Genomic DNA, 25,798 nt, shown 5'->3' with positions numbered 1-25,798 from the left:
ACACTTGGGCCGTGAAAACTGTTATTGATCTTGATGATGAGCTGCTCGAACGGGCGCGTCGCGAACTGGGCACCAAGAGCAAGAAGGACACCATTCACGCCGCGCTCCGGATGGTTGCCGAACGCAGCGAGCGGGTGGAGGCGATCCGGGAGTTGCTCGCCGTCGATCGGGACTGGACCGGCTTGCTGGAGGACGACAAGACACCCGGCGGCGAGCGGGACGCCGCGTGACCCCTCCACCAGGCCTGTACCTGATAGACACCTCGGCCTGGGGCCGCCTCCGCCAGCCGATCGTCGGAAAGCGGATCCTTGCCCTGCTGGAGGAGCGGCTGGTCGCGACCTGCCTCCCGTTGGACCTGGAGGACGGGCGTAGCGCCCGCGACTTCAGGGATGCGATGACGGTACGCGCCCGGCGTGCGGAGCTGATGATCGACCTTCCGATCTCTCCGGCTGTGGCCACGAGAGCGCGGGACCTGCAACTGGCGTTGACCGCCCGGGGACACCATCGGGCGGCGAGTCCGGTGGATCTCATGGTGGCGGCCTCCGCCGCCGAGTACGCGGCCACCGTGCTCCACTACGACCGGGACTTCGACCTGTTGGCGGAGGTGGGTGGTCCACGCTCGGAGTGGGTGTCCCCACCGGGCACCCTTTCCTGAGGCCGTGACGCTCGTGTCGGCGCGGCGACGAGTGGCCTGAGCGGGCAGGATGGCGGCATGGCCGAGCCGCACGACCTGACCGCGCTGGAACAGGCCGCCGCGCTCGCCCGTGGTGAACTGTCCAGCCTGGAGCTCGTCGACCACCATCTGCACCGGGTCGACGCGCTCGGTGACACCGTCGGTGCCTTCGTCACCGTCACCGCAGAGCTGGCGCGCGAAGCCGCCCGCGTCGCCGACGCCACGCCGGCCGACCGGCGCGGGCCACTGCACGGGGTGCCGACCGCGATAAAGGACCTGACCCTGACCGCAGGTGTCCGCACCACCTTTGGTTCGACCGCCTTCGCGGACTTCGTACCGCCCGTCGACGCCGACGTGGTGCGCTTCATGCGGGCCGCCGGGCTGGTCAGTCTCGGCAAGACCACCACCTCCGAGCTGGGCTGTTCGCTGTACTCCGAGACTTCGGTGGCACCACCGGCCCGCAATCCGTGGGCGTTGGCGTACACCGCCGGCGGTTCCAGCGGCGGCGCGGCCGCGGCCGTGGCGGCGGGCCTGGTGCCCGTGGCGCAGGGCTCGGACGGCGGTGGTTCGGTGCGGATCCCCGCGTCGCTGTGCGGGCTGATCGGCTACAAGCCAAGCCGTGGCCTGGTCTCCGGCGGTCCACTCGGTTTCGGCGCCTTCGGCCTGCCGACCAACGGTCCGCTCGGTCGGACCGTCTCCGACGTGGCCGCGTTGCTGGACGTGCTGGCCGAGCCGGTGCCCGGCGAGCCGTATCTGCCGCCCCCACCGCCGTCGGGCGGCTATCTCGCCGCCGCCCGGACCGCCGAGCCCGGCCCGTTACGGATCGGCCGGTTCACCACCCCGATGCTCGCCGACGAGCCGGTCCACCCGGACTGCGTCGCCGCGGTGGACCGGGCCGCCGCGTTGCTCGCCGCCGCCGGGCACGAGGTCGTCGAGGTGCCGGCGCCGCTCGGCCCGCAGGTCTGGCCGCTGTTCGAGATCGTCTGGTACGTCCTCGCGCTCGCCCCGGTGCCGCCGCAACGGGAATCCGAGCTGCTGCCGCTGACCCGCTTCCTGCGGACCCAGGCCGCCGGGATCTCCGCCGGCACGCTCACCGCGACCCTCGGCGAGATCCAGGCCCAGGTACGCCTCGGTGTCCGCCGTACCGCCGGTTGCGACCTGCTGCTCTGTCCCACCTTGGCGGCCCCGCAGGCACCGGTCGGCTGGTTCTCCCAGGGGCGCACCCCGGCGGAGGATTTCGACCGGCAACGTCGCTTCTCGCCGTACTGTGCGGTCTTCAACGTCACCGGCCAACCGTCGGTTTCGCTGCCGGTCGGCGTGACCGCCGAGGGACTGCCGGTCGGCGTGCTGCTCACCGGCCGCTACGGCGACGACGCGAGGCTGATCGCGACCGCTGCGCAACTGGAGGCCTCCAGTGGCGGATGGGATCGGCACCCCGCAGTCTGGCGGAGCGTCGCCTCCGCTAACGTGAATGACAGCGGAGTCGGGAGGTCACCGCGGTGATCTGCCACCCGACCCGATCGAAGGTCTCTCTTTCCGCCTGGGGGCGTTGGGATTGTCTGTAACCGACACGTTGCTGGTCTTCGTCGGCATCCCGGCAGCCATCGTGCTGGTGATCGCCGGCCTCGTCTACGCGGGCAGCCAGGGCGGTGGTGGCGGTGCCAAGCGTTACCGGCCGGGCCGGCCGTTCACCTTCACGCCGGTGTGGTTCCTCGGCCGCCCCGAGGAACTGGCCGACTCCGCGGGCACCGCGCTGTCGGCGGGGGCACAGGCGCCCGCGCTGACCAGCCGCACGCAGGAACAGGCCGGCGTCGAGGCGCCGACCGGTGGAACCGGAGGCGCAAGTGACCGTTGGTGAGAAGCAGCACGCGGCCGGGACGGAGAACCCGCCCGACGTGCTCGACGGGCCGTTCTCGACCCGCCAGCTGCTGCGCATCGACGAGGCGCTGCGGGTGGCCGACCGGACGACCGGTCTGGTCTTCTCCGTCTTCGTCGGCGGCCTCGACGAGCCGATCCGGGAGCACGCCGAGCGGCTGCACCGGCAGCTCGCCGAGCCCGACCGGTCGGTGCTGATCGCGATCTCACCCAACCAGCGTCAGCTGGAGATCGTCACCGGCCGGTACGCCCGCAAGCGCGTCCCGGACACGTACGCCAAGATCGCCGCCCTGTCGATGGTGGCCGCGTTCGGCGGCGGTGATCTCGCCGGCGGCATCATCCAGGGCCTCGACCAGCTCTCCCGCTACGCCGGTAAAGGCTGAGCCCGACCCGTACGACAAAGCCCGGCCCGCGTCACGCGCGGCCGGGCTTTTTCCTGAGCAGGATCATGGTCCCGCAGCTCACCGCGGCCAGGCGGACGGATCGAGCCGCATCGGCCACGGCTCGGTCACCTCGACCGGATCGTCCGGCCCGACCGTGCCGAGCAGGTTGTAGTGGACCTCTTTGACCAGTTCGTAGCGGTACACCACCGGGCCGAAGTCGCCCCGTTCCACCCGCCAGTAGTAGGGGATGCCGGCCTCGGCGTAGAGCGCGGGCTTGGCGAACCGGTCGTGTCGGCGGCTGTTGGGCGACTCGACCTCGACGACGAGCGCGACGTACGCCGGCTCCGCCCACATGCCGTCGGGCGGCGCGCCCGGTTTGAGGACCGAGATGTCCGGAATCAGGTTGCCGCCCGGGGCGCGAACCCCGGCCTCGCGGATGATCATCCACTCCGTTGGTGCCGACGCACGGATCGCCGACCGGATCTCGTCCGCCAGCCAGTGGTGTCCGTAGCCGGCCGGTGGCGTCACGTGGAGGCTTCCGTCGATGATCTCGTAGCGACTTCCATCCTCTGGCAGTTCGGCGAGATCCTGCTCCCGCCAGCCGAGTTCCGGTGGGCGCCACTCGTGAGCCGGTTGTGCCATCACCTCCACCTCCCTTGGCCACGATAACGGCCCGGGTGCGTCGGGTAACCACGACGCACCCGGGCCGGTGGAGTGTCTGTCAGGCCGTCCGGGCGTCCCGGGCCTGCGCGGCGAGCGCGCGGACCACGCCGTCGCGGCCCTCGGCGACCAGCCGCCGCAACGGCCCGGGGTGACCCTCCTGTGCCAGCCAGGCGTCGGTGGCCTCGACGGTGTCGTCCTGCACCAGGTACGCCGGGTACATGAGCATGGCGAACTCCTGCGCCGGCTCGCTGTCCCGGGTCGCCCAGACCTGCCCGACCGTGGCGAAGAACCGGTCCCGGTAGGGCGTGATCAGCTCCACCTGGGTGGGGTGGCTGAAGCCCTGCAACAGCGCCCGGTGCCGCCAGTTCGGCAGCGCCTCGGGGCCGGTCAACTGCGCCCAGACGGCGGCCTTGTTCGCCTCGGTCGGCACCAGCGCGTGCGCGTACGCGGCCTCCCGCTCACCGCTTGAGGTCTTGTCCCGGGACAGCTCCGTCTCGATCTCCGACGCTCCGGCCACGCCATTGGCCACCAGCGCCTGCAACACGCTCCACCGCAGCTCGGTGTCGATGGTCAGCCCGGGGGTCACCTGGGTGCCCTCCAACCAGCCGCGCAGCACGGCCAGGTCCTCGCCGGAGCGGGCCGCGGCGACGTACGCCCGGGCCCAGGCCAGCTGGAAACCGCTGCCCGGCTCCGCCGCCGCGAGCGCGGTCTTCGCGGTACGGGCCAGGTCGGCCCAGCCGGTCGGGGCCCAGGCCGGGTCGGCGTAGAAGGTGAGCGCGCTGCTGACCTGGCGCAGCGTCGCGGTGACCAGGTTGATGTCCGTCTCCGCCGGCAGCCCGGCCAGCACCAGGGCGACGTAGTCGCGGGTGGCCAGTTCGGCGTCGCGGGTCATGTCCCAGGCGGCGGTCCAGCACAGCGCCCGCGCCAGCGACGAGTCGAGACCGGCGATGTGCTGGACCACCGTCGCCATGGACCGCTCGTCCAGCCGCAGCTTGGTGTAGCTCAGGTCGTCGTCGTTGAGCAGCAGCACGTCGGCCGCGGGCACACCGGTGAGGTCGGTGAGTTCGGTCAGCTCGCCGTCGACGTCGACCTCGTACCGCTCGCGGCGCACCAACCGACCGTCGGTGAGGTCGTAGAGCCCCACCCCGATCCGGTGGGTACGCAGGGTCGGGTAGCCCTCCGGGGCCTCCTGACGGACCGCCACCCGCTGGTACGTGCCGTCCGCGTCGATGGTCAGCTCCGGGCGCAGCGTGTTGACCTGGGCGGTCTCCAGCCACTGGGAGGCGAAGGTGGTCAACTTGCGACCGGAGGCGGTCTCCAACTCGGACAGCAGGTCGTCGAAGGTGGCGTTGCCCCAGGCGTGCCGGCCGAAGTAGGCGCGCAGACCGGCCAGGAAGGACTCCTCGCCCACGTAGGCGACCAACTGCTTGAGCACGCTGGCGCCCTTGGCGTACGTGATGCCGTCGAAGTTGACCTCGACGGCCTCCAGGTCGGGCATCTCACAGTAGACCGGGTGGGTGGAGGAAAGCTGGTCCTGCCGGTAGCCCCAGTTCTTCCGGATGGACAGGAAGGTCGTCCACGCCTCGGTGAACCGGGTGGCGTGCGTGTTGCACCAGTGGCTGGCCCATTCGGCGAACGACTCGTTCAGCCACAGGTCGTTCCACCAGCGCATGGTGACCAGGTTGCCGAACCACATGTGCGCCAGCTCGTGCAGGACGGTGTTGGCCCGCTGCTCGTACTCGAAGTCGGTGACCTGCGAGCGGAACAGGTAGTGCGACTCGGCGTGGGTCACGCAGCCGAAGTTCTCCATCGCCCCGGCGTTGAAGTCCGGCACCCAGAGCTGGTCGTACTTGGGCAGCGGGTAGCGCACCCCGAACTGCTCGTGGAAGAAGTCGAAGCCCTGCGTGGTGACCAGGTTCAGGTCGTCGGAGTCCAGATACTGCGCCATGCTCGCCCGACAGAAGTAGCCCAGGTCGATGCCGTCGTGGGTGTACCTGACCTCGTGGTACGGCCCGGCGCACAGCGCGGTGATGTAGGTGCTCATCCGGGCGGAGGTGGCGAAGTGCACCGTCTTGTGGCCCTCGCCGGCGGCCTCCTCCCGCTCCACCGGCATGTTGGAGACCACCTTCCAGTGCTCCGGAACGGTGGCGTGCCAGGTGTAGACGCTCTTCAGGTCCGGCTGGTCGAAGCAGGCGAAGACCCGCTGCGCGTCGGCCGTCTCGAACTGGCTGTAGAGGTAGGTCTCACCGTCGACCGGGTCGACGGTCCGGTGCAACCCCTGCCCGGAGTTGGAGAAGGCGAAGTCGGCGTCGACGACGAGCGTGTTCTCGCTGGCCAGCCCGGTCAGCGTGAGCCCCTTCTCGGCGCTGAAGTCGGCCAGGTCGACCGGTTCGCCGTTGAGCGTCGCCGAGCGTACCGAGTCGGCCGCCACCTCGATGAACGTGCTCGCCCCCGGTTCGGTGCAGCGGAACCGCACCTCGGTGGTCGACCGGAAGGTCCGACCGTCGGCGGCGTGAACAGCACTGGACAGATCCAGACTGATGTCGTACCCGGTCACGTCGAGCAGGCGGGCCCGCTCGGTCGCCTCGACCTGTGTCAGGTTGCGCACTCCCGGCACTGTTCGTCTCCATCCCACTCTCGCCGTCCGTCACGGCCGCATGGTCCGTCGACCGCTCGTGACGGCCGGTCCGGCCTGAGTCTTCCATGTACGGGTATGCGGTGGTGGGCGAGGTCACGGGTCGATCCTCGCGTGAGTGCGGGCGGTCGAGGAAAGATCGGAGGTACGCCGGTGAGTCGGCGTCACCATCGCGAAGGGATCTCGTCGTGAACGAGCGCGCCAGCGTAGACATGTGGTTCGACCCGATCTGCCCGTGGGCGTGGCTCACGTCCAGGTGGCTGCTGGAGGTGGAGCGGGTCCGCCCGGTCGACGTCCGCTTCCACGTGATGAGCCTGTCGGTGCTCAACGAGGGTCGGGAACTGCCCGACGACTACCAGGAGCTGATGCGCAACGGGTGGGGGCCGGTGCGGGTCTGCGTCGCCGTGCAGCAGCGCCACGGCGCCGACGCCGTACGGGCGCTCTACACGGCCCTGGGTACGCGGATCCATCTCGGCAAGGAGCCGCTCGGACCGGACCTGTACGTCGCCGCCCTGACCGACGCCGGACTCGACCCGGCGCTGGCCGAGGCGGCCGGCGACAGCGACCTCGACCCGCCGCTGCGGGCCAGCCACGAGGCCGGTATGCGGCCGGTCGGCACCGACGTCGGCACCCCGGTCATCCACGCCCCCGGCCCCGACGGTCGGCAGGTCGCCTTCTTCGGGCCGGTGATCACCCCGGCGCCCAGGGGCGAGGCCGCGGGTCGGCTCTGGGACGGTGTCCTGCTGGTCGCCGGTACCCCCGGCTTCTTCGAACTCAAGCGCAGCCGCGACCTCGACCCCATCTTCGACTGAGCCGGAAGCAAGGGCACCTTCTCAACGCCTCGTGGATGGCTGAGGTCCCTTCCTGACGCCGCCACGTCGAGGCCCGGCAGCCACGCCGCTGGCGGGCCCGGCGTCACCGGTGCGGTCGCGGACTCGTTTGTCCGGATGTCCGCAGCCCACCGCTCGTGGAGGTGCCTGGTGGCCAAGCATCGTGCCCCGGTCGACGATCGCTGGAGTCGGGAGGAGGGCGGTGGTGGGGGCGTGCTCGGGCCGGCGGCGGGCCGGACCGCGCCGACCCCGGGGAACGGCCGGGCCGGCAGGTGGTCCGCTCCCCGGCAGGATCGCAGCCCGAACGCGGCCGGCGGATTCGGGCGCGACGGCGCGGTGGGCGTCGCCTCGGTTCCCGCCACCTCGCGGTTGACCCCTCCCGGTCGCGACATCCGCAACCACGGACCACGACCGGCCCCGACACGTCGTCCCGCCGTGGTGCCGGCGTCGACCGGCCGGCACCGACGGGCGGCGGAGGCGGAGTGCTGACGACGGACCCCGCCACACCTGAGGTGTCAGGGCGGTGACCCTGCTTTCATCTGGTGGGCTCGGGGCGGGTCCGGCGGCGGCACCCGACGCGCCGCCGGTAGCGTCAACGGTCATGACGGTCGTGCACCCGATCTCCCGCGCCTGGATCACCACCGGTGGTACCGGCGCCCAGAACTACGACGAGTTCGCCGACGACGCGGAGATCACCGCGATCATCGAGGCGAATCCGCACAGCGCCCTCGGCATCGAGATGCCGCACAAGGCCCCGGAGAGCCTCGGCAGGTCCTTCGTCGACGCCCTGCCGGACGCGGTGAGCCGGCTCGCGGAGGCGAAGGCCGACGGCAGTTACACCCCGGCCGAACAGGTGGTGGTGCTGTACCGGATCAGCGCGCCGGGCGAGGAGTCGGCCTACGGGCTGTTCGCCATGGTCGACACCGACCAGATCTCCACCCGGGCCGACGAACCCGGCCTGGTCATCCGCAACGAGGACGTCTTCATCGCGAAGGTGCGCGAACGGGTGGCGCTGGCCGAGGCGTTGGGGCACCTGCTCTCACCCGTACTGCTGCTGCAGACCGGGTGTGGTGACGAGCTGCACGCCGCGCTCGCGGCGGCCACCGACACCGCCGGGGCGCCCGCCGCCACCGACACCGACCAGGCCGGACGTACCCACGCCATCTGGCTGGTCGGTCCCGGCCCGCAGCAGGACGAGCTGACCGCCCTGGCCGGTGGTGGCGAGTTGGTCGTCGCCGACGGCAACCACCGCAGCCTGGCCGCGCAGACCGGCGGGATGCCCCGGTTCCTGGCGGTCGTCACCACCCCGGCGTCGGTTGCCATCCAGCCTTACAACCGCCTGGTCAGCGAGCTGACCACCACCCACGAGGAACTGCTGGAGCGGTTGACGGCGGCCGGGGCGCGGATCACCCCGGTCGACGGCCCGGCCGAGGTCCCCGCCACCGGCGGCACCGTCGTGCTCCAGCTTCCCGATCAGGCGTACGCGGTGACGCTGCCGCACACCGGCGCCGGTCGGCTGGAGAACCTCGACCACGCTCTGGTCGAGCGGCTGCTGTTGCGCGACGCCCTCGGCCTGGATCCGGGCGACAAGCGGATCACCTACGTCGGCGGTGACTACCCGGCGAGCTGGCTCACCGGTGAGGTGCGGTCCGGTCGGGCCGAACTGGCGATCCTCATCGCGCCGGTGACCGTCGACGACTTCGTCGCGGTGAACCTGGCCCGGGAGAAGATGCCCCGCAAGAGCACCTGGTTCACCCCGAAGGCGCGCGGCGGCCTGGTGGTCGCCGAACTGGCCTGATCCGGTGCCCGTCCCACGGGGCACCGCCCCGGCGCCGCCTCGTGGGACGGGCCTGACAGACTGCCCGGTATGCGCGTCTACCTGGGATCCGATCACGCCGGTTTCGAGTTGAAGGTGCACCTGGCCAACCACCTCGCCAAGCAGGGCTACGAGGTGGTCGACATCGGCCCGCACGCCTACGACCCGGAGGACGACTACCCGGCCTTCTGCCTGCACGCCGGCACCCGCGTGGTGGCCGACCCGGGCAGCCTGGGTGTGGTCATCGGTGGCTCGGGCAACGGCGAGCAGATCGCCTCGAACAAGGTGGCGGGGGTGCGGTCGGCGCTGGCGTGGAACGTCGAGACCGCCCAGCTGGGCCGGCAGCACAACGACGCCAACGTGGTCGCCGTCGGTGCCCGCCAGCACACCCTCGACGAGGCCACCGCCATCGTCGAGGCGTTCCTGACCACGTCCTTCTCGGGCAGTGACCGGCACGCTCGGCGCATCGCCCAGGTCGCCGAGTACGAGCGCACCCGGCAGCTGCCCGACCTGCCCTGATCCACGACCTTCGGACCGTCGTTCCTGATCCGGGTTCGGGAACACCGAACCCGGATCGGGACGGGTCAGCGGCGGGGCAGTTCGTCGCGCGGGGTCCAGTTACGGCGGACGATGACGACCCGGTCCGCCGCGGCGGCGAGATCCTCGTCGGAGGGCCGGGCCGCGTCCCGCGCCCGCATCGCCGCGGTCACGCTGACCTGTGACGAACCAGACCCGACGAGCCCGCGCAGCCCTCGCTCGCCCTCGTCGGAAGCGCCGTTGCGTCGCCCACGCGACGTCTCACCGCCGTCGTGCACCCCCGCCGTGCTGGCCGCCGCACCACCGTCGACTCCACCGCCGGGGCTGCCGTGCTGCCGGTGCCGCCGTCGCCGCCGTTCCCCGCCATCCGCCACCCCCCGACCGTACCCCCATCGCCGGCGGTCAGAAGATCTCCATGGCGGAGGGGGCTCGGTGCCAGGTGAAGGCGGGACCGGCGGCGGTGAGCGCGCCGGGGCACAGCTCGCGGAGCCGACCGGCGTCGGCCAGCGCGGTCGGGTTCACGCCGCCGAGGTACAGCTCGCCGAGGCAGCGTACGTCGCAGGCCAGGTCGGCCGGTCCGATCGCCGGTGTACAGGTCGCCTCGGCCGGCCCGCCGCGCAGCCGCCACCGGCCGGTGTTCTCCGGCAGCAGGTGGTCGGTCACCTCGATGACCACGTCGACGTCGGTGGCGTAGCGCCGGGCGGCGAGCGCGGCCGGCACGTCCACCACCCGTACCCACAGCGCGTCGACCAGCCGGCAGTTGAGTCGGCGCGGTTCGTTCAGCAGCCGCAGCAGCGGCTCGTCCACCGCCGCCCGCATCCACGCGACCCGTCGGGTCAGGTCGAGCGAGAGCAGCATCCGCCACATCGCCAGGTACCCCGCCGGGGTGCTCGCCACCACCTCGTCGACCGTGGTGAGACTGTTCGGGCCACCGTCGTCCCACTCGGCCTTGGTGCGAAACAGCCCGTAGCCGTCGACACCGTCGGGTCCCTCGTGCAACACCACCCGCCGCTCGGTGGCCCCACCACGGTGCGCCTGCGGGTCGACGAGCACGTACCGCCACCACCGGTCGTCGCGCACCGACCAGCCGGGGCGATCGGCGCGTACGTGCTCGTACACCCGGGCCAGGTCGGCCTGGCGGTCGGTCGGCCGGTCCAGGCGCAGCCGGCCCTCGCCCGGCGTCGGTGCCGGTAGCCGGAGTTCGGCGGTCTCGCCGGAGACGTGGAACCGCTGGGAGGCCAGGCCGTAGCCGAAGCGCGGATAGATCTGGCCCTCGCTGGCCCAGAGCACCGCGACCGGCTCCCGGCGACTGTCGTAGATCTGACGCAGCTGGTGGTGCATCATCGCGGTGAGCAGGCCCCGCCGACGGTGGGTGGGCGCGACCCCGACCATGCTCACGTGCGCGGCGGCCAGGTCACCACCGGGCACGCCGAGCTGCCGGGTGAACGCGATGGCGGTGGCGACCAGGTCGGATCCGTCGCGTATCTGCAGCGCGCGTTCCGGTTCGAAGATCGGACGTTCGGCTTCCTGGGCCTCGCTGTCGACCGGGTGGTGGAACAGGGAACCGAGGAACCCGTTCATCTCGTCGAAGTCGGCGTTGGCGGTTTCGATCGGCAGAGTGGAGGTGGTCACCGCTCGTGTCTAGCCGATCGGTGTGGGTACGGCGACCGATTTGCGGGCTGGCTACCCTCGAAGTCTCCAGCGGCGTCCGGGGGCGCCGTCGGTGAAGGGGAGGGAACGACATGGCCGAGCAGACGCAACCGTGGGCGGAGCGGACCGTCGAGGTGCCACCGCAGCCCGGTGGCGGGGTGCCGCCGCAGCGCGACCCGTACCGCCGGGGCGTGGCCCAGGTCGGCGCCCGCGCGCCGCGTACCGAGCCGTTCCCGACGGTGGAGCACGCGCCGACCGGCACCGGCTGGCCGGGCGAACCGGTGCCGCGACAACCGTTGAGCTGGCACGTGGCCCGACTGAAGCGTGGCGGCGAGTGGAGCTTCGCCGGGGCCCTGTTCGCGTTCGTCTGCTGGGGGATCTGGGCGATCTCCGGCGGCGGCGACCTCGTCGGACCGATCGTGATCTTCGTGCTGAGCCTGCTGGTCGCGGCCGGGTTGTTCACCCTGGCCCGACTGCTCGGCCGGGTGGTGCTGGAACGGCAGTTGGGTCGGGTACGACGCACCGCCCGGGGAGCGCACCTGGTCACGGCGGTCTTCCTGACCGGTCTCGGCGTCGCGTTCCTGCAACAGACTCAGTGGATCATGGACGCCTGGAACTGGCTGACCAACTAGACCCTGTCCGGCGGTGGGACACCCGCGTGAGGTTCCCGGCCGCCGGGCGGGCCGGTCCGTCGGCCGGCCCGCCCGGGAGGTGGCCGCGACACCGCGACCGAGGTCGTCACTCCACCAGGACGGCGGCCTGCTTACCCAGCCCGAAGCGATTCATCCCCAGCCGGTGGGGACTCCGGCCGCGCCGTCCGGGCCCGGAACGGCCGGTGAGCTCCCAGCCATCGCATCAGCCGAGCGCCCGTCGGGCCGCTTCGCCCATCGGGTCGTCCCGGGTGGGCAACTGCCGTACGGCGGTGGCCACCTCCTCGTGGAAGACGTCGTACAGCCGGCGTAGCTCCTTCGCCGGATGATCGTGGTCGTCGACCCGCAGGTCCCACAGCGGATACGGCTGCTCGCCGATCACCATGACGGTCGCCGAGCGCGCCCCGTGCCGGTCACCGCCGGCGTCCTCACCCAGTTCGATCGCGAGCAGCAGCCGTTCGGCCAGGTCGAGATCCTCGCCGCCTTGGTACGCCCGCACGATCTCGTCGAGAGGCTCCGCGCCCACCAGCCGGTTGCCCTGCACCGCATAGCCGGTGCCGGTGCGATGGCCCGACCAGTCCAGGGTGCGGGCACCGGTGAAGGCGTACGAGCGTCCGTCCCGGTCGACCATGCCAACCTGCCGTACGTCCCGACCCGGGTCGCGGTCGAGCAGCTCGGTCACCACGTCCTCCGGCGTACGGCCGTCGCCGAGCAGCGGCAGACCGTCGTAGGCGAGGAACGGGTTGGGCAGCGCCTGGGTGGCCACGGCGCCGTGGGGATGGACGTGCGCCACCAGCTTGCCGACACCCGGCTTCGCGGTCAGCGCCGCCACGCCCAACTGCCCGGAACGCCCACAGCGGGCGACGATCGAGAAGGTCACCGCCGCCGCCTACCCGGCAGCACACCGGGCATGCCGCCCATCCGGTGACGCTGGTTGTGCCAGCCGCGTGCTGGCCAAGATATCGTGTTGGCCATTATATTGGTCCGATGAGTTCCGGGGCGATGACCGAACCGACCTTCTTCGTCCTCACCGCGCTGCTCGACGGCCCGCGTCACGGTTACGGCATCGTCGCCGAGGTGACGGACCTGTCCCAGGGCCGGGTGCGGCTGAAAATCGGGTCACTGTACGGAGCGCTGGACCGGCTCGTCGGTGGCGGCCTGATCGAGCTGGACCGCGAGGAGGCCTGGCAGGGCCGGCTGCGCCGGTACTACCGGCTGACCGAACGGGGACGCCACGCCCTCGACGCGGAGGCCCGACGGTTGGCCGCCAACGCCCGGCTCGCCTCGATCCGGTTGCGCCGGCAGAACCCGATCGAGGGGACGTCCGCATGAGCCGGCTGGAGGAGCGTTACCGCCGGGTGCTGCGGCTGCTGCCCGCCGGATACCGGCGGCAGTGGGAGGACGACATGGTCGCCGCCTTCCTGGAGACCATGCAGACCGGCGACGCCGAGACCGACGAATACCTCGCGGACCACGGACGCCCCAGCCTGGCGGAGATGACCAGCATCCTGTCGCTCGCCGTCCGGTTACGGATCGGCGGGCCGGACGCGCCACCGCGCCCGTACGTCTGGGGGCAGGCGGTCCGCCTGGCGGTGCTGACCGGCGTGCTTACCCAGGCGGCCATGGCCACCGTCGGCCTCGCCGTCACGCTGTGGCTCACCGGCGCGCTGAGCTGGTTGCCCGCCCCCGCGTCCGAATGGGCTCTCGTGCCGCCCATCGGCACTTGGCAGGCCACCTTGCACGTCGCGGGGTACGCCTGGTTGCCGGCCTTCCTCGCCCTGGTCCTCGGGCACCGGCGGGTGGCCCAGGCGGTGGCCGTGATCGCCATCGCGCCGCAGGCCGTCACCGTCGCCGTCGAGCAGGCCGCCGGCCCCGCACCGCTGACCGTGGCGGCGTGGGCGATGCTGGTCGTCGAGCTTCTCCTGCTGGTCGCGATGTCGGCCGTGCACCGCGACGGTGTGCCGGTGGCGCGCCGACGCTGGCTCCTGGCCTTACCGGTGGGCATCCTCGCGGTTCCCGTACCGCTGTTCGTCGCCCAGGCGAGCATGCCGGCGCTGCGGCTGCTGGACTGGCCGGGCCTGTGCTGCGTGCTGGTCGTCGTTGCGATGGTGGTCCACCTGGGCGTACGGGCCTTCCGCCCACCGTCTCGCACCCTGCCCTGGTCGCTGGCGCTGGTCATACTCGCCGCGACCGCGCTCGTCCAGCGCACCGCGACCCTGCCCGACCTCGTCGGTCAGGTGCAGCGCACGGCACTGCTGACGATCGCCTCGGTGCAGATCGTCGCCGTCCTGGCGGTCGGTGTACCCCTGGCCGTCCTGGCCTTCCGGCTGCTGCGCCACCTGCCGTCGGTGTCGGCTGCCGCGCAGCCACCCCACACCGCCGACTGATCGGAGCCGGTACGCGTGGCACCTCAGGCGTTGAGATAGGCCAGCACGGCCAGCACCCGGCGGTTGTGGTCGTCGGAGGGCGGCATGTCCAGCTTGGTGAGGATGTTGTTGATGTGCTTGCTCACCGCCTTCTCGGTGATGCGGAGCTTGGCGGCGATCGCCGCGTTGGAGCGCCCCTCGGCCATCGCGCCGAGCACCTCCCGTTCGCGGACCGTGAGGATCGCCAACGGCTCGCGGCGGGCGAGCAGCTGTGAGATCACCTCGGGGTCCATCGCGCTGCCGCCCGCGGCGACGCGGCGGACGGCGTCGACGAACTCGCCGATGTTGGAGACCCGATCCTTGAGCAGGTAGCCGACGCCGCCCTGGGGAGTGCTGAGCAGTTCCCGGGCGTACAGGGGCTCGACGTGCTGGGAGAGCACGAGGATCGGCAGGCCGGGTATCCGGCTGCGGGCCGCGATCGCGGCCTGCAGGCCCTCGTCGGTGAACGTCGGTGGGAGGCGGACGTCGACCACCGCCACCTCGGGCCGGTGGGTGACCAGGGCGGGTAGCAGGGCCGGGCCGTTGTCGACGGACGCGACGACGTCGAAGTCGAAGGCCTGCAGGATCCGGGTCAGTCCGTCGCGAAGGAGTGCGTGGTCCTCGGCGATGACAGCGCGCACGGCAGCTCCATGGTGACGACGGTGGGCCCGCCGGGCGGGCTCGACAGCGTCATCGTGCCATCGAAGGCGGCGAGGCGACGCTCGATACCGCGCAGGCCGGTGCCGGCGGCGCAGTCGGCACCGCCGGCACCGTCGTCGGTCACCACCATCGTCAGCCGCCCCTCGGCGTGGCGCAGCGACACCCACGCGTGCCGCGCGCGACTATGCCGGACCACGTTCGTCAGCGTCTCGGCCAGGGCGAAATACGCCGCCGACTCGACCGGAGTGTCGAGCCGACCGGGAAGCTCGGCGTCGACCGTGATCGGCACGGGCAGGCTGAGCGCCAGCGCCCGCACCGCACCCTCCAGACCACGCTCCGCCAGTACGGGTGGGTGGATGCCGCGTACCAGGTGCCGCAGCTCGACAAGCGCCGTGCCGCTCGACTCGCGCGCCTCGGCGAGCAGCTCGTGCGCCGCAGCCGGATCCCGGTCGATCAGTTCGTCGGCGAGACCGATCATCATGCCCAGCGAGACGAGTCGGGCCTGGACGCCGTCGTGCAGGTCGCGTTCGATTCGGCGCAGCTCGGCGGCCTGAGCGTCCACCGTGTCGGCGCGGGTCACGGTCAGCTGGGTGACCCGCAGCCGGAGTTCGGCTGCCCGGGTCGGCGCGAGGAGGAGCCGGTCGAAGAAGGCGTCGACGCGCCGCAACCACGGCGCCGACCACAGGCCGACGGCCAGGATCGCCGCACCCTGCGGAACGCAGAGCAGCGCCTCGCCCAAGCTGTCGACCGACCAGACGGTGCCGTAGCCGTACCAGTCGGTGCCGAGCCAGATCCACACCGGCGTGAGCGTCAGCCCCGCCAGCCCGTACAACGGCACGGCCAGCGTGATCGCGCCGAGGATGATCCCGACGAGGGCGCCCGGCACCAGCCAGGCCAGATCCCGCCAGGTGGCCGGGTCGGTGACGACCCAGCGGAAGCGGCGCCACCCGCCGGGCACGCTCCGCTCCGGAGGCGGCTGGTACGGGCGCGCCACCGGGACGCCGGCCCGGGCGGCGAGCCGCCGCTCAAGATCGGTGCGTCTCCTGACCAACCTCGTCGTCCAGGGCACCAGCGCCATGCCGAGGAAGGGCACCGGCACCAGCACCAACGCGACAACCGACAGGACGAGCAGCGGGACGTTCGTGAGCGACAGACCGATCGCGGCCAACCCGGCACCCACCGACCGCAGCCCCCGGCGGACCCACGGGGCCATCCGTTCACCAGCTCCGGCCACGTCCACAGGTCACATTCTGCCCATGGCGGCCGCCGTTCGTCGGTGGTGCCAGCACCCCCACGACAGCGGGAGACAGCGCTCCTGACGGCGCGGATCGTGGATGGTTCGGTGGAGTCATGACGACCACGACGACCGGCAGCGACTTCGCCGCGCTCGCCCGCCGGATCACCGCAGCGGGACTGATGCGGCGCCGGCCCGCCTACTACCTCGTCCGCCTGGGCGCCGTCGCGCTCATGTACGTCGGCGGTTGGACGGCGTTCCTCGTCATCGGCTCCTCCTGGTGGCAGATGGTCACGGCGGTCTTCCTCGCCGTCACGTTCGCCCAGGTGGCCCTCGTGGCACACGACCTGGCACACCGTCAGGTCTTCCGCACCAGGCGACCCAGCGAACTCGCCGGGCTGCTCGCCGGGAACCTCGGCGTCGGCATGAGCTACGGCTGGTGGATGGACAAGCACACCCGCCACCACAACAACCCCAACCACGACGACCTCGACCCGGACGTGGCCCCCGAGGTGCTCGTCTGGGCCGCCGAGACGGCGGTCGGCCGGCGGGGCCTGAAAGGCTTCATCACCCGACACCAGGCCACGCTCTTCTTCCCGCTGCTGACGTTGCTCGCGGTCAGCCTCAAGGTGTCAAGCGTCAAGGCCCTGCGCGACGGCACGGTGCGGCGCCGAGGCGTGGAGAGCGCCCTGCTGGTGCTGCACGCCGTCGGCTACCTCGCGACGCTGCTGGTGGTCCTCACGCCACTCCAGGCTGTCGCCTTCCTGCTGCTGCACCAGGCACTGTTCGGTGTCTACCTGGGCCTGACGTTCGCCCCCAACCACAAGGGCATGCCGCACCCGACCGGCACCGAGGACTTCCTGCGCAAGCAGGTGCTGACCTCCCGCAACGTGCGCGGCAACTGGCTCACCGACGTGGCGCTCGGCGGCCTGAACTACCAGATCGAACACCACCTGTTCCCCGGCATGCCCACCCCCAACCTGCGCAGGGCCCAGCCCATCGTGCAGGCGTACTGCGCCGAGATCGGCGTCGCCTATGAACAGACCGGTCTCATCGACTCCTACCGTCAGGCCCTACGACACCTGCACGAGGTCGGTGCCCCCGCCCGCGCGGAACATGCGGCCCGCTGAGTCCCGGCGGTGCGTGGGCATCGTGTCACCGACCTTGGTCGCAGCGCCGGCTCGGCTCCCGGTGACGGTGCCGGCTCTGCCGATGGTGTCGTCGCGGATCTGCCGTAGTGGTCGTTGCGGCGCTGCCGTCGGTGTCGTTGCCGGAGGCTGTCACTCCGCCAGGTAGCCGGTGGCGGGGTCGATCTCGGCGAGGGACTCGCGGATCGCCGTCTCCATCTCGGCCAGGCTCATCACCGAGCCGTCGGACCGGGACAGCCCGAAACCGTACTCGTGCGGCCCGCTGAGCCAGTCGAAGTCGTACGTGCCGGGTGCGTCCGCCCGGGCCGACACCCGGAAGACCTGCCCGTCGACGGTCAGCAGGATCGGATCACCCTGCTCCTGGTCGGGCCGCAGCCACTCGGGCTGCAAACCCGGCTCCGGTTCGCCGGACATGGCCACTCCAGACGCTCGTGACGGTGGGATCAGCGACCGCGCGCCAACTGTTCGACCTGGGCGAAGCTGACCACGCGGTCACACTCATCATCGGTCAGCTTGTTTATCAGGGCCTTGCCGGCCTGCGCCTGCCTGGTGGTGGGCAGCGCACCGGCAACCAGGTCCGGCAGCATCAGCTCGTAGCCCACCCGGGCCCGGGCCGAATAACGATGACGGGTACGCGTCACCGCGCTCGCCACCCGCAGGGCGTGCTCGTTGCCGGGCGGAACGTGCCGACGGTCCACCTCCCGGGCACCGAAGCGCATCCGGTGATGGAACTCGCACGTCTCGCACGCGGCCGGCCTCTGGGCCAGCCGTGATCCGCACGCCGGACAGCTCAACAGGTCGAGCGCGCCGTCGACGGTCCGCCAGTCGTACGCCGCCGGATCATCGGCCACCAGCCAGGCCAACTCGACCGCCTCGGCGGAATCGGGTTCGACCTCAAGATCGAAGAGGAGACCTTCCCACGCCCGACGGATCTCCGCCTCGATCTCCGCGACCACGCGAGCCAGCAGCGCGCTACGCCAGACGCGGGAGTCTCCGGTCGGCCGGTCGCCAGTCACGGTGGCAATCGTGGCAGCACCACGCGCACGGGGGTGCCCATATTTCTCTGATCGCGGGACAGCGGCAGTACGCCGCGTCTGCCACGCTGACGGCTGACTGGCCCGTGCTGTTCCGGCTTGATCGGACAGGCGCAACAGGGGGACAGGACATGGCGGAGCATTCGGCCCCACCACGGTCGGTGCCGGCCAAGTCGCGCCTGGCGAATCCACACCGCCTCGCGGTGGGGCAGATGGTCGTGGATGGCTCGTCGGCAGGCGATGACAGGCATGCTGTGGGAATGGCCGGCCTGTTCCTCGGCCCCAGGCCAGGCGAGGGCCGGAACTCCGAGCCCACTCGCCCCGCCCGGTACCATCGCGGGCTTGCACTCACTGCGGGGGGCTCATGAGATTCGCCTGCGGCCGCCCCGGCAGTTCCGATGCTTGAGAGTAGGTCTCGTCAATGGCATGCCGAATCGGTGAAATCGTGCTCAAATGCCGCGACCCCGAGGTGCTGGCGCGGTTCTGGTGCGAAGTCCTCGACTTCGTCGAGCTCGATCGTGAGGAGGAGGTCTACATCGAGATAGGCCCGCGCGAAGGGTTCGGCGGCCCGCAGCCGACGATCTTCCTCATCCGCGACGACGAGCCGAAGAATGGGCATGCCCGGCTGCACATCGATGTGAACCCCACGGACCGCGATCAGGACGCCGAGCTCGAACGCCTCCTGGCCGCCGGCGCCGTACCCGTCGACATGGGTCAGCCCGCGGATGCGTCCTGGCACGTCCTCGCCGATCCGGAAGGCAACGAGTTCTGCCTGCTCAAGCGCCGCCTCGACCCACTCTGACGGTTCATCGCTCCGAAGTTGTCGATGCTGTGCAGGCGCGCCGGGAAGGCAAGCGGTAGCCATGAACATGGCCCAGGTCGGTACCGTGTCTGACCTGGGCCACTCGTGGAGCGGGCGACGGGAATCGAACCCGCACCGTCAGTTTGGAAGACTGAAGCTCTGCCATTGAGCTACGCCCGCGTACACCCGGAGGACCGGGTGCGCCCGACAGCCTACCCAATACCCGCGGCGGCTGCGCGGCCGTATCCCCGTGCCGCCGGCCTTGATCGACGCAACATGCGGGATGTTGCGGTGTCACGAGGCCGGGAAACCGCAACATCCCGCAAACTGCGCCCAGCCGCCCAGCCGCCCAGCCGCCCAGCCGCCCAGCCGCCCAGCCGCCCAGCCGCCCAGCCGCCCAGCCGCCCAGCCGCCCAGCCGCCCAGCCGCCCAGCCGCCCAGCCGCCCAGCCGCCCAGCCGCCCAGCCGCCCAGCCGCCCAGCCGCCCTGGAGCGCCGGTGTCTGATTTGTCCTCGTTCGGCGCGTTGGGTGACGCCCCGGCATCCGGTTGTCGGAGGGACGGCATAGACTGCTCGTCGCCACGGGGTGTGGCGCAGCTTGGTAGCGCACTCGCTTTGGGAGCGAGGGGCCGTGGGTTCAAATCCCGCCACCCCGACTGCCGTAAGCACCAGACGGCGGCACCTGGACGACCGGCGGGCCGGGGCAGGCCCGCCGCCGGCCCCGGGCGCTGCTGGTCCGGCGTGCCGGCTCGCCTACACTCGATGGGCCGAAAGTGCGCCCAGAATCAACCGAGATCCGTCAAGGAGTACGCCTGTGAAGAGCACCGTCGAGACTCTGAGCCCGACGCGCGTGCGGCTCGCCATCGAGGTGCCGTTCGTCGAGCTCGAGCCGAGCCTCAAGAAGGCGTACCGGGAGATCGGCCAGCAGATCCAGATCCCCGGCTTCCGCAAGGGGAAGGTGCCGCCGGCGATCATCGACCAGCGGGTCGGTCGGGGCGCCGTGCTCAACGAGGCGGTGCAGGAGGCGATCCCGCAGAACATCCTCGCCGCGGTCCGTGAGCACGACCTGAAGACTCTTGGCCGTCCCGAGGTCGACATCACCGAGTTCAACGACGGTGACTCGCTCAACTTCACCGCCGAGGTGGACGTCCGGCCGGAGATCACCGTGCCCGACCTGGCCTCGATCGAGGTCACCGTCGACGAGTTGCAGGTCGACGACAGCGAGATCGACGAGCAGGTGAACGGCCTGCGTGAGCGGTTCGCCACCCTGAAGACCGTCGAGCGTGCCGCCGCCGAGGGCGACTACGTCCAGATCGACCTGCGGGCCACCGTCGACGGCGAGGAGGTGCCCGGCGGCTCGGCCAGCAACATCTCGCACGAGGTGGGCAGCAAGCAGCTCCTGCCGGGCCTGGACGAGGCGGTCGTGGGCCTCTCCGCCGGCGAGGACACCACCTTCACCACCCAGCTCGTGGGCGGCGACTTCGCCGGTCGTGAGGCTGAGGTGCTGGTGACCGTGCGGACGGTCAAGGAGAAGGAGCTGCCGGAGCTGAACGACGAGTTCGCCCAGCTCGCCAGCGAGTTCGACACCATCGAGGAGCTGCGGGGGGATCTGCGCGAGCGGGTCACCCGGGGTAAGCGGGTCGAGCAGATCTACGCCGCCCGCGACAAGGCCCTGGAGCAGCTCGTCGAGGCCGCCGCCGTGCCGGCGCCGGAAGGCGTGATCCGCGACGAGGTGGAGAGCCGCAAGGAGGCGATGGCCGACCAACTGGAGCGCATCGGCGCCTCGATGGAGGACTACCTCGCCGCCGAGGAGAAGACCGAGGAGCAGATCGACGCCGAGCTGACCGACGCCGCCACCCAGGGCGTCAAGGTCCAGCTGCTGCTGGACACCCTCGCCGACGCCGAGGACGTGCAGGTCTCCGACGACGAGTTCGGTCACGAGATCGTCCACCGGGCCCAGCGTGCCGGCATGGCCCCCCAGCAGTACTACGACCAGCTCGTCCGCTCCGGCACCGCCGGCGCGGTCTACGGCGACGTCCGGCGGGGCAAGGCGCTGGCCTCGGTGATGGAGCGCATCACGATCAAGGACTCGGCCGGCAATGTGGTGACCATGGACGCGCTGCGTGAGGCGAGCGAGCAGGAGCACTCGCACGAGCACTGATCGCCGGGTCGGGCCACCGTCCGCCGGTCGCGGTGGGTGGTGGCCCGATCCCTTTTCCGGGTACGCCTTCGGCCTGCTGCGCTGAGAGCGAACAGTGCCCGGACCGGGAGTCCGGCGACCGGCCAAGCGGTTAGTGTCGGACACGACGGTACGGAGAGCGAAGGGCTGCCATGACCGACATGCACATCCCAGCGAAGCCGCTACGGGCGATCGAGGCCCGCGGCGGTGACACCATTGGCAACCTCGACGACTCGGTCTACAACCGGTTGCTCAAGGAGCGGATCGTCTTCCTGGGCAGCGAGGTGACCGACCAGGTCGCCAACCGCATCTGCGCGCAGCTGCTGCTGCTCGCCGCGGAGGACCCGGACCGCGACATCAACCTCTGGATCAACTCGCCCGGTGGCTCGGTCTACTCCGGCATGGCCATCTACGACACGATGCAGTTCATCGACAACGATGTGTCGACCGTGGCGATGGGCATGGCCGCGTCCATGGGCCAGCTGCTGCTCTGTGCGGGCACGAAGGGCAAGCGTTACGCCCTCCCGCACGCCCGGATCATGATGCACCAGCCCTCTGGTGGGATGGGCGGCACCGCCGCCGACATCGCCATCCAGGCCGAGCAGATGCTGTACACCAAGCGGATGTTCCAGGAGCGCGTCGCCTTCCACACCGGTCAGCAGCCGGCGCAGATCGAGGCGGACTCGGACCGGGACCGCTGGTTCACCGCCCAGGAGGCCGTCGACTACGGCTTCATCGACAAGGTGATCACGGGAGCCGCCCAGGTTCCCGAGGGCGCCGGGACCCTGAGCTGATCGAGGAGCAGACGATGACCGACCTGAGCCTGCCGCCCCAGTTCGCGGCCGTGCACAACCGCTATGTTCTGCCGTCGTTCGTCGAGCGCACGTCGTACGGGGTCAAGGAGTCCAACCCGTACAACAAGCTCTTCGAGGACCGCATCATCTTCCTCGGCGTCCAGGTGGACGACGCGTCGGCCAACGACGTGATGGCCCAGCTGCTCACCCTGGAGGGGACGGACCCCGACCGGGACATCATCATGTACATCAACTCGCCGGGTGGCTCGTTCACCGCGATGACGGCGATCTACGACACCATGCAGTACGTCCGGCCGGACATCTCGACGGTCTGCCTCGGCCAGGCCGCCTCGGCCGCCGCGGTACTGCTCTCGGCCGGCACTCCGGGCAAGCGGATGGCCCTGCCGAACTCGCGCATCATCATCCACCAGCCGGCCACTGAGGGCGGCTACGGGCAGGGATCGGACATCGAGATCCAGGCCAAGGAGATTCTGCGGATGCGCACGCAGCTGGAGGAGATGCTCTCCAAGCACTGCAACCGCCCGGTCGACCTGGTCCGCAAGGACATCGACCGCGACAAGATCATGACGGCCGAGGAGGCCCGCGAGTACGGGCTGGTCGACACGATCCTCACCAGTCGTAAGAAGGGTCTGCTGGCCGCGAACGCGGCCAGCTGACCCGCACTGGGGCAGAGGTCGGTCGGGCTCGTTGCCGGCCGACCTCTGACACACCCGTTTTGGGGGTCGGAGAAACCTCCGCCAGCGGGTAACGTCGGGTCCGTACCGCTTCGCCGGGCGACCGACGGGGCGGGAGTAAGACGGGCGGAGCGTCAGCGTCCGCAGGTCGTGGCCGGAGCTCCGGCCGATGAGTGCAGGGAGAACGTAGGTGGCACGGATCGGTGACGGCGGCGACCTACTGAAATGCTCCTTCTGCGGGAAGTCGCAGAAGCAGGTCAAGAAGCTCATCGCGGGCCCCGGGGTCTACATCTGCGACGAGTGCATCGATCTCTGCAACGAGATCATCGAAGAGGAGTTGGCCGAGTCCGGCGAGGTGAAGTGGGAAGAGCTTCCCAAGCCGATGGAGATCTGCCAGTTCCTCGACAACTACGTCGTGGGGCAGGAGCAGGCCAAGAAGGCGCTCGCCGTCGCGGTCTACAACCACTACAAGCGGATCCAGGCCGAGGCGGCTGGCGCTCCGGGCTCCGGCACCGACGGGGTGGAGCTGGCCAAGTCGAACATCCTGCTGCTGGGTCCGACCGGTTGTGGCAAGACCCACCTGGCACAGACCCTGGCCCGGATGTTGAACGTGCCCTTCGCGATCGCCGACGCCACCGCCCTCACCGAGGCCGGCTACGTCGGCGAGGACGTGGAGAACATCCTCCTCAAGCTGATCCAGGCGGCGGACTACGACATCAAGCGGGCCGAGACCGGCATCATCTACATCGACGAGGTCGACAAGATCGCCCGTAAGTCGGAGAACCCGTCGATCACCCGTGACGTCTCCGGTGAGGGTGTCCAGCAGGCGCTGTTGAAGATGCTCGAGGGTACCGTCGCGAACGTGCCCCCACAGGGCGGTCGCAAGCACCCCCACCAGGAGTTCATCCAGATTGACACCACGAACGTGCTGTTCATCTGCGGTGGGGCCTTCGCCGGCCTGGATCAGATCATCGAGGCCCGGACGGGGCACGGAGGCACCGGCTTCGGCGCCCGGCTCCGCGCGGTCTCCGACCGCTCCACCGACGACATCTTCGGCCAGGTGATGCCGGAGGACATGCTCAAGTTCGGGTTGATCCCCGAGTTCATCGGTCGGCTGCCGGTGATCACGAGTGTCCGGAGCCTGGACCGCACCGCGTTGGTGCGGATCCTCACCGAGCCGCGCAACGCCCTGGTCCGGCAGTACCAGCGCCTGTTCGAGTTGGACGGCGTGGAGCTGGAGTTCGAGCGGCCGGCCCTCGAAGCAATCGCCGACCAGGCCATGCTGCGGGGCACCGGCGCCCGCGGGCTGCGCGCCATCATGGAAGAGGTCCTGCTCTCCGTGATGTACGAGGTGCCCAGCAACCCTGACGCCGCCCGGGTGCTCATCACCCGAGAGGCGGTACTGGAGAACGTCAACCCGACGATTGTCCCGCGCGAGTTCACGGGTCGCCGCGCCCGTCGCGAGCGCGAGGAGAAGTCCGCCTGATCCCGGCTGGCGCCACGACCGCAGGCTGTGCCCGGCCGCCCGCTCACCCGTACGCTGGCAGCCATGCGCGTCGCCGTCTGCCAGCTCAACTCCCGGCATGACCGAGAGGCGAATCTCGCCGCCGCGGAAAGCCTGATCGACCGTGCGGCCGAGGCCGGCGCGGACCTGGTGCTGCTGCCGGAGTACGTCGACTATCTCGGCCCCAGTGCCGGAATGCCGACGCCGGAGTCTGTGGACGGCCGGGTGGGCAGCTTCTTCGCCGCCGCCGCGCGTCGGCGCGGGGTCTGGCTGATCGCCGGCTCCTTCCACGAGGCCGGCCCCGATCCGGACCGTACCTGGAACACCACCCTGGTCTTCGACCGCTCCGGCACGCTCGCCGCGGCCTATCGCAAGATCCACCTGTACGACGTGGAAATACCTGGTCGTGTCTCCTATCGGGAGTCCGCGACGGTGGCCCCCGGGGACGAGCCGGTCGTGGTCGATGTCGAGGGGCTGCGGGTGGGTCTGTCCATCTGCTATGACCTGCGCTTCCCGGAGCTCTACCGACAACTGGCCACCGTCGGCGGCGCCCGACTGCTGGTGGTGCCGGCGGCCTTCATGATGCACACCGGCAGGGACCACTGGGAGGTGCTGCTGCGGGCCCGCGCGATCGAGAACCAGTGCTTCGTCGCGGCGGCCGGGCAGACCGGCGATCACGAGCCCGGCCGCACCTGCTACGGGCGGAGCATGGTGGTCGATCCGTGGGGGACGGTGTTGTCCCAGGTGCCCGACGGACCCGGGCTCGCGGTGACCGACATCGACCTGGGTTGCCTTGACCGGATCCGTGCCGAGTTGCCGAGTCTGGCGAACCGTCGGCTCTGAGGCCCTACCCCTGAAGCAACACACCGACGAGTGCGAAGCCGGCGATGGCGGCGGCGGTGATCAGGAGAGCGGTACTCATCCGGGACGGGCCGCGTCGGGCCAGGCGACCGATCGAGACGAGGACCGCGAAGAGTACGAACGCCCCGATGAGCAGCTGCCATATCGGTAACAGGAGGCCGAGCAGCGCGTCCTCGGCGAGGACCGGGCTCACGGGCCGGGACACGTCATCCATGCCAGACACTCTGGCACGTTGGAACCCGCAGTGGTCGTCGGCGCGAAGACACTCAGCGAGAACTCCGTCCCGTACTTGGCCAGTTCTCGGTCACCGTGCCGCAGGTCGGGCCGATCGCAGAGCACGTACGACCAGCGGCCCGCGTCGAACCGAACAGTGCATCGATGGAGGCCGATTTGCCTTCTACGGGGCGTCCGCGTAACTTTCTCTCTGCACGCGGGAGGCCGGGGCAAACCGGCCGAGAACGGGCGCCAGCTACGCAACGATCATGTCGATGCGAGGCTGAGACCGGGCGGTGCGGGGCGACTCTGCGAGATGGAGTTGCGATCGCGAAGCCGACCGGGTAGTGTTCTGAGGCCGGCAGGAGCCGGGCGGGTCATCTTCGATGATCGGCCGGTCTGCGGTTCTCCACGACAGCTGTTACCGCCGGAAGGCGAGCGGTGGCGTGGGTCTGAGCTTAGTTCCGGAAACCTGATCTCTCAGGTTGACCTGGAAGCGCGGCTCGGATAGTTTGGAGCGGTTGCCCCAAACGCGGTTTCATTGGATGGAGCCGAGTT

The 25,798-nt window shown here is 70.6% G+C and carries 29 protein-coding genes and 2 tRNA genes; 20 read left to right on the top strand and 11 right to left on the bottom strand.

Translation table 11 applies throughout. The features are described 5' to 3' along the window. The first annotated feature begins 11 nt into the window (after window positions 1-11). Genes ENC19_RS12850 through ENC19_RS12830 form a run of 5 tightly spaced genes read left to right on the top strand, consistent with a single transcriptional unit; the run spans window position 12 to window position 2,931 of the window. Window positions 12-230, top strand: coding sequence for a type II toxin-antitoxin system VapB family antitoxin (locus ENC19_RS12850; RefSeq protein WP_164447443.1), 219 nt, complete (start codon window positions 12-14; stop codon window positions 228-230). Continuing rightward, window positions 227-655 (top strand): PIN domain-containing protein, encoded by a 429-nt coding sequence (locus ENC19_RS12845; RefSeq protein WP_164447442.1) that lies wholly within the window; start codon window positions 227-229, stop codon window positions 653-655. Before ENC19_RS12850 ends, ENC19_RS12845 begins: the two co-directional genes overlap by 4 nt. Before the next feature lie 57 nt (window positions 656-712). Next, entirely contained in the window at window positions 713-2,176 is a 1,464-nt protein-coding gene (locus ENC19_RS12840) for an amidase (protein ID WP_164447441.1), read from the top strand. A 52-nt stretch (window positions 2,177-2,228) separates the two neighbouring features. Beyond that, window positions 2,229-2,531, top strand: coding sequence for an aa3-type cytochrome oxidase subunit CtaJ (ctaJ, locus tag ENC19_RS12835; RefSeq protein WP_444968379.1), 303 nt, complete (start codon window positions 2,229-2,231; stop codon window positions 2,529-2,531). Next, the gene (locus ENC19_RS12830) at window positions 2,518-2,931 is read left to right on the top strand and encodes a DUF5130 family protein (protein WP_164447440.1); all 414 of its coding nucleotides are present in this window, start codon (window positions 2,518-2,520) and stop codon (window positions 2,929-2,931) included. Before ctaJ ends, ENC19_RS12830 begins: the two co-directional genes overlap by 14 nt. A 78-nt stretch (window positions 2,932-3,009) precedes the next feature. Here the strand turns inward: ENC19_RS12830 and ENC19_RS12825 are convergent, their stop codons facing one another. Then, a complete protein-coding gene (locus ENC19_RS12825) occupies window positions 3,010-3,573 on the bottom strand; it encodes a Uma2 family endonuclease (protein ID WP_164447439.1) in 564 nt (187 codons plus the stop codon). Between the two features lie 79 nt (window positions 3,574-3,652). Then, on the bottom strand, window positions 3,653-6,202 hold the full coding sequence (pepN, locus tag ENC19_RS12820) for an aminopeptidase N (RefSeq protein ID WP_164447438.1): 2,550 nt from the start codon (window positions 6,200-6,202) through the stop codon (window positions 3,653-3,655). Window positions 6,203-6,441: 239 nt separating this feature from the next. Here pepN and ENC19_RS12815 point away from each other — a divergent pair, with 239 nt between their 5' ends. The 4 genes from ENC19_RS12815 to ENC19_RS12800 all read left to right on the top strand — a co-directional run bounded on the left by ENC19_RS12815 (window position 6,442) and on the right by ENC19_RS12800 (window position 9,394). After that, complete coding sequence (locus tag ENC19_RS12815; RefSeq protein ID WP_166458584.1) at window positions 6,442-7,041, top strand: mycothiol-dependent nitroreductase Rv2466c family protein; 600 nt, start codon at window positions 6,442-6,444, stop codon at window positions 7,039-7,041. 168 nt (window positions 7,042-7,209) lie between these two features. After that, on the top strand, window positions 7,210-7,548 hold the full coding sequence (locus tag ENC19_RS12810) for a hypothetical protein (protein WP_164447436.1): 339 nt from the start codon (window positions 7,210-7,212) through the stop codon (window positions 7,546-7,548). 112 nt (window positions 7,549-7,660) lie between these two features. Continuing rightward, a complete protein-coding gene (locus tag ENC19_RS12805) occupies window positions 7,661-8,857 on the top strand; it encodes a DUF1015 family protein (RefSeq protein ID WP_164447435.1) in 1,197 nt (398 codons plus the stop codon). Between the two features lie 69 nt (window positions 8,858-8,926). Beyond that, the gene (locus ENC19_RS12800) at window positions 8,927-9,394 is read left to right on the top strand and encodes a ribose-5-phosphate isomerase (protein WP_164447434.1); all 468 of its coding nucleotides are present in this window, start codon (window positions 8,927-8,929) and stop codon (window positions 9,392-9,394) included. Between the two features lie 65 nt (window positions 9,395-9,459). Here the strand turns inward: ENC19_RS12800 and ENC19_RS12795 are convergent, their stop codons facing one another. Continuing rightward, on the bottom strand, window positions 9,460-9,786 hold the full coding sequence (locus ENC19_RS12795) for a hypothetical protein (protein ID WP_164447433.1): 327 nt from the start codon (window positions 9,784-9,786) through the stop codon (window positions 9,460-9,462). A gap of 28 nt (window positions 9,787-9,814) precedes the next feature. Beyond that, window positions 9,815-11,044: a GNAT family N-acetyltransferase gene (locus tag ENC19_RS12790; RefSeq protein ID WP_164447432.1), complete on the bottom strand. Its 1,230-nt coding sequence runs from the start codon at window positions 11,042-11,044 to the stop codon at window positions 9,815-9,817. 110 nt (window positions 11,045-11,154) lie between these two features. On the opposite strand from ENC19_RS12790, the gene ENC19_RS12785 reads away from it, so the two are divergent. After that, the gene (locus ENC19_RS12785) at window positions 11,155-11,694 is read left to right on the top strand and encodes a hypothetical protein (protein WP_164447431.1); all 540 of its coding nucleotides are present in this window, start codon (window positions 11,155-11,157) and stop codon (window positions 11,692-11,694) included. Window positions 11,695-11,917: 223 nt separating this feature from the next. On the opposite strand, the gene ENC19_RS12780 is transcribed toward ENC19_RS12785, so the two are convergent. Next, a complete protein-coding gene (locus ENC19_RS12780; protein WP_164447430.1) occupies window positions 11,918-12,592 on the bottom strand; it encodes a DUF1028 domain-containing protein in 675 nt (224 codons plus the stop codon). 122 nt (window positions 12,593-12,714) lie between these two features. On the opposite strand from ENC19_RS12780, the gene ENC19_RS12775 reads away from it, so the two are divergent. Then, a complete protein-coding gene (locus ENC19_RS12775; protein WP_164447892.1) occupies window positions 12,715-13,044 on the top strand; it encodes a PadR family transcriptional regulator in 330 nt (109 codons plus the stop codon). Further along, window positions 13,041-14,099: a hypothetical protein gene (locus ENC19_RS12770; protein WP_164447429.1), complete on the top strand. Its 1,059-nt coding sequence runs from the start codon at window positions 13,041-13,043 to the stop codon at window positions 14,097-14,099. The genes ENC19_RS12775 and ENC19_RS12770 overlap by 4 nt, the downstream gene beginning before the upstream one ends. 23 nt (window positions 14,100-14,122) lie before the next feature. On the opposite strand, the gene ENC19_RS12765 is transcribed toward ENC19_RS12770, so the two are convergent. Both ENC19_RS12765 and ENC19_RS12760 read right to left on the bottom strand, forming a co-directional pair. Then, entirely contained in the window at window positions 14,123-14,758 is a 636-nt protein-coding gene (locus ENC19_RS12765; RefSeq protein ID WP_164447428.1) for a LuxR C-terminal-related transcriptional regulator, read from the bottom strand. Beyond that, complete coding sequence (locus tag ENC19_RS12760; RefSeq protein ID WP_164447427.1) at window positions 14,710-15,990, bottom strand: sensor histidine kinase; 1,281 nt, start codon at window positions 15,988-15,990, stop codon at window positions 14,710-14,712. Before ENC19_RS12760 ends, ENC19_RS12765 begins: the two co-directional genes overlap by 49 nt. A 137-nt stretch (window positions 15,991-16,127) precedes the next feature. Here ENC19_RS12760 and ENC19_RS12755 point away from each other — a divergent pair, with 137 nt between their 5' ends. Continuing rightward, window positions 16,128-17,141 carry a fatty acid desaturase family protein gene (locus tag ENC19_RS12755; protein WP_164447426.1) on the top strand — a complete coding sequence of 338 codons (1,014 nt, stop codon included), beginning with the start codon at window positions 16,128-16,130 and terminating at the stop codon, window positions 17,139-17,141. Between the two features lie 150 nt (window positions 17,142-17,291). On the opposite strand, the gene ENC19_RS12750 is transcribed toward ENC19_RS12755, so the two are convergent. Further along, complete coding sequence (locus tag ENC19_RS12750) at window positions 17,292-17,573, bottom strand: hypothetical protein (RefSeq protein ID WP_208020893.1); 282 nt, start codon at window positions 17,571-17,573, stop codon at window positions 17,292-17,294. 29 nt (window positions 17,574-17,602) lie between these two features. Further along, a complete protein-coding gene (locus ENC19_RS12745; RefSeq protein ID WP_164447425.1) occupies window positions 17,603-18,175 on the bottom strand; it encodes a hypothetical protein in 573 nt (190 codons plus the stop codon). A 439-nt stretch (window positions 18,176-18,614) separates the two neighbouring features. On the opposite strand from ENC19_RS12745, the gene ENC19_RS12740 reads away from it, so the two are divergent. Further along, a complete protein-coding gene (locus ENC19_RS12740; protein ID WP_164447424.1) occupies window positions 18,615-18,995 on the top strand; it encodes a VOC family protein in 381 nt (126 codons plus the stop codon). Between the two features lie 106 nt (window positions 18,996-19,101). Here the strand turns inward: ENC19_RS12740 and ENC19_RS12735 are convergent. After that, a tRNA-Gly gene (locus tag ENC19_RS12735) sits at window positions 19,102-19,175 on the bottom strand. A gap of 401 nt (window positions 19,176-19,576) precedes the next feature. Between ENC19_RS12735 and ENC19_RS12730 the strand changes: the two genes are divergently transcribed. From ENC19_RS12730 to ENC19_RS12705, 6 genes are all read left to right on the top strand, one after another. Beyond that, window positions 19,577-19,650, top strand: a tRNA-Pro gene (locus tag ENC19_RS12730). Between the two features lie 158 nt (window positions 19,651-19,808). Continuing rightward, window positions 19,809-21,155, top strand: coding sequence for a trigger factor (gene tig, locus ENC19_RS12725; protein WP_164447423.1), 1,347 nt, complete (start codon window positions 19,809-19,811; stop codon window positions 21,153-21,155). 170 nt (window positions 21,156-21,325) lie between these two features. After that, complete coding sequence (locus tag ENC19_RS12720) at window positions 21,326-21,967, top strand: ClpP family protease (RefSeq protein ID WP_099850373.1); 642 nt, start codon at window positions 21,326-21,328, stop codon at window positions 21,965-21,967. A gap of 14 nt (window positions 21,968-21,981) precedes the next feature. Beyond that, the gene (locus ENC19_RS12715; protein ID WP_164447422.1) at window positions 21,982-22,644 is read left to right on the top strand and encodes an ATP-dependent Clp protease proteolytic subunit; all 663 of its coding nucleotides are present in this window, start codon (window positions 21,982-21,984) and stop codon (window positions 22,642-22,644) included. A gap of 208 nt (window positions 22,645-22,852) precedes the next feature. Then, window positions 22,853-24,148: an ATP-dependent Clp protease ATP-binding subunit ClpX gene (clpX, locus tag ENC19_RS12710; RefSeq protein ID WP_164447421.1), complete on the top strand. Its 1,296-nt coding sequence runs from the start codon at window positions 22,853-22,855 to the stop codon at window positions 24,146-24,148. Between the two features lie 63 nt (window positions 24,149-24,211). Continuing rightward, complete coding sequence (locus ENC19_RS12705) at window positions 24,212-25,009, top strand: carbon-nitrogen hydrolase family protein (protein WP_164447420.1); 798 nt, start codon at window positions 24,212-24,214, stop codon at window positions 25,007-25,009. 4 nt (window positions 25,010-25,013) lie between these two features. Here the strand turns inward: ENC19_RS12705 and ENC19_RS12700 are convergent, their stop codons facing one another. After that, window positions 25,014-25,241, bottom strand: a complete 228-nt coding sequence (locus ENC19_RS12700; RefSeq protein WP_093411487.1) for a hypothetical protein — start codon at window positions 25,239-25,241, stop codon at window positions 25,014-25,016. Window positions 25,242-25,798: the final 557 nt, after the last annotated feature.

This window comes from Verrucosispora sioxanthis (genome assembly GCF_010560025.1).
GTDB lineage: Bacteria > Actinomycetota > Actinomycetes > Mycobacteriales > Micromonosporaceae > Micromonospora > Micromonospora palythoicola.
Note: the sequence above shows the minus strand (reverse complement) of the source record. Positions and strands in the feature narration are given on the sequence as shown.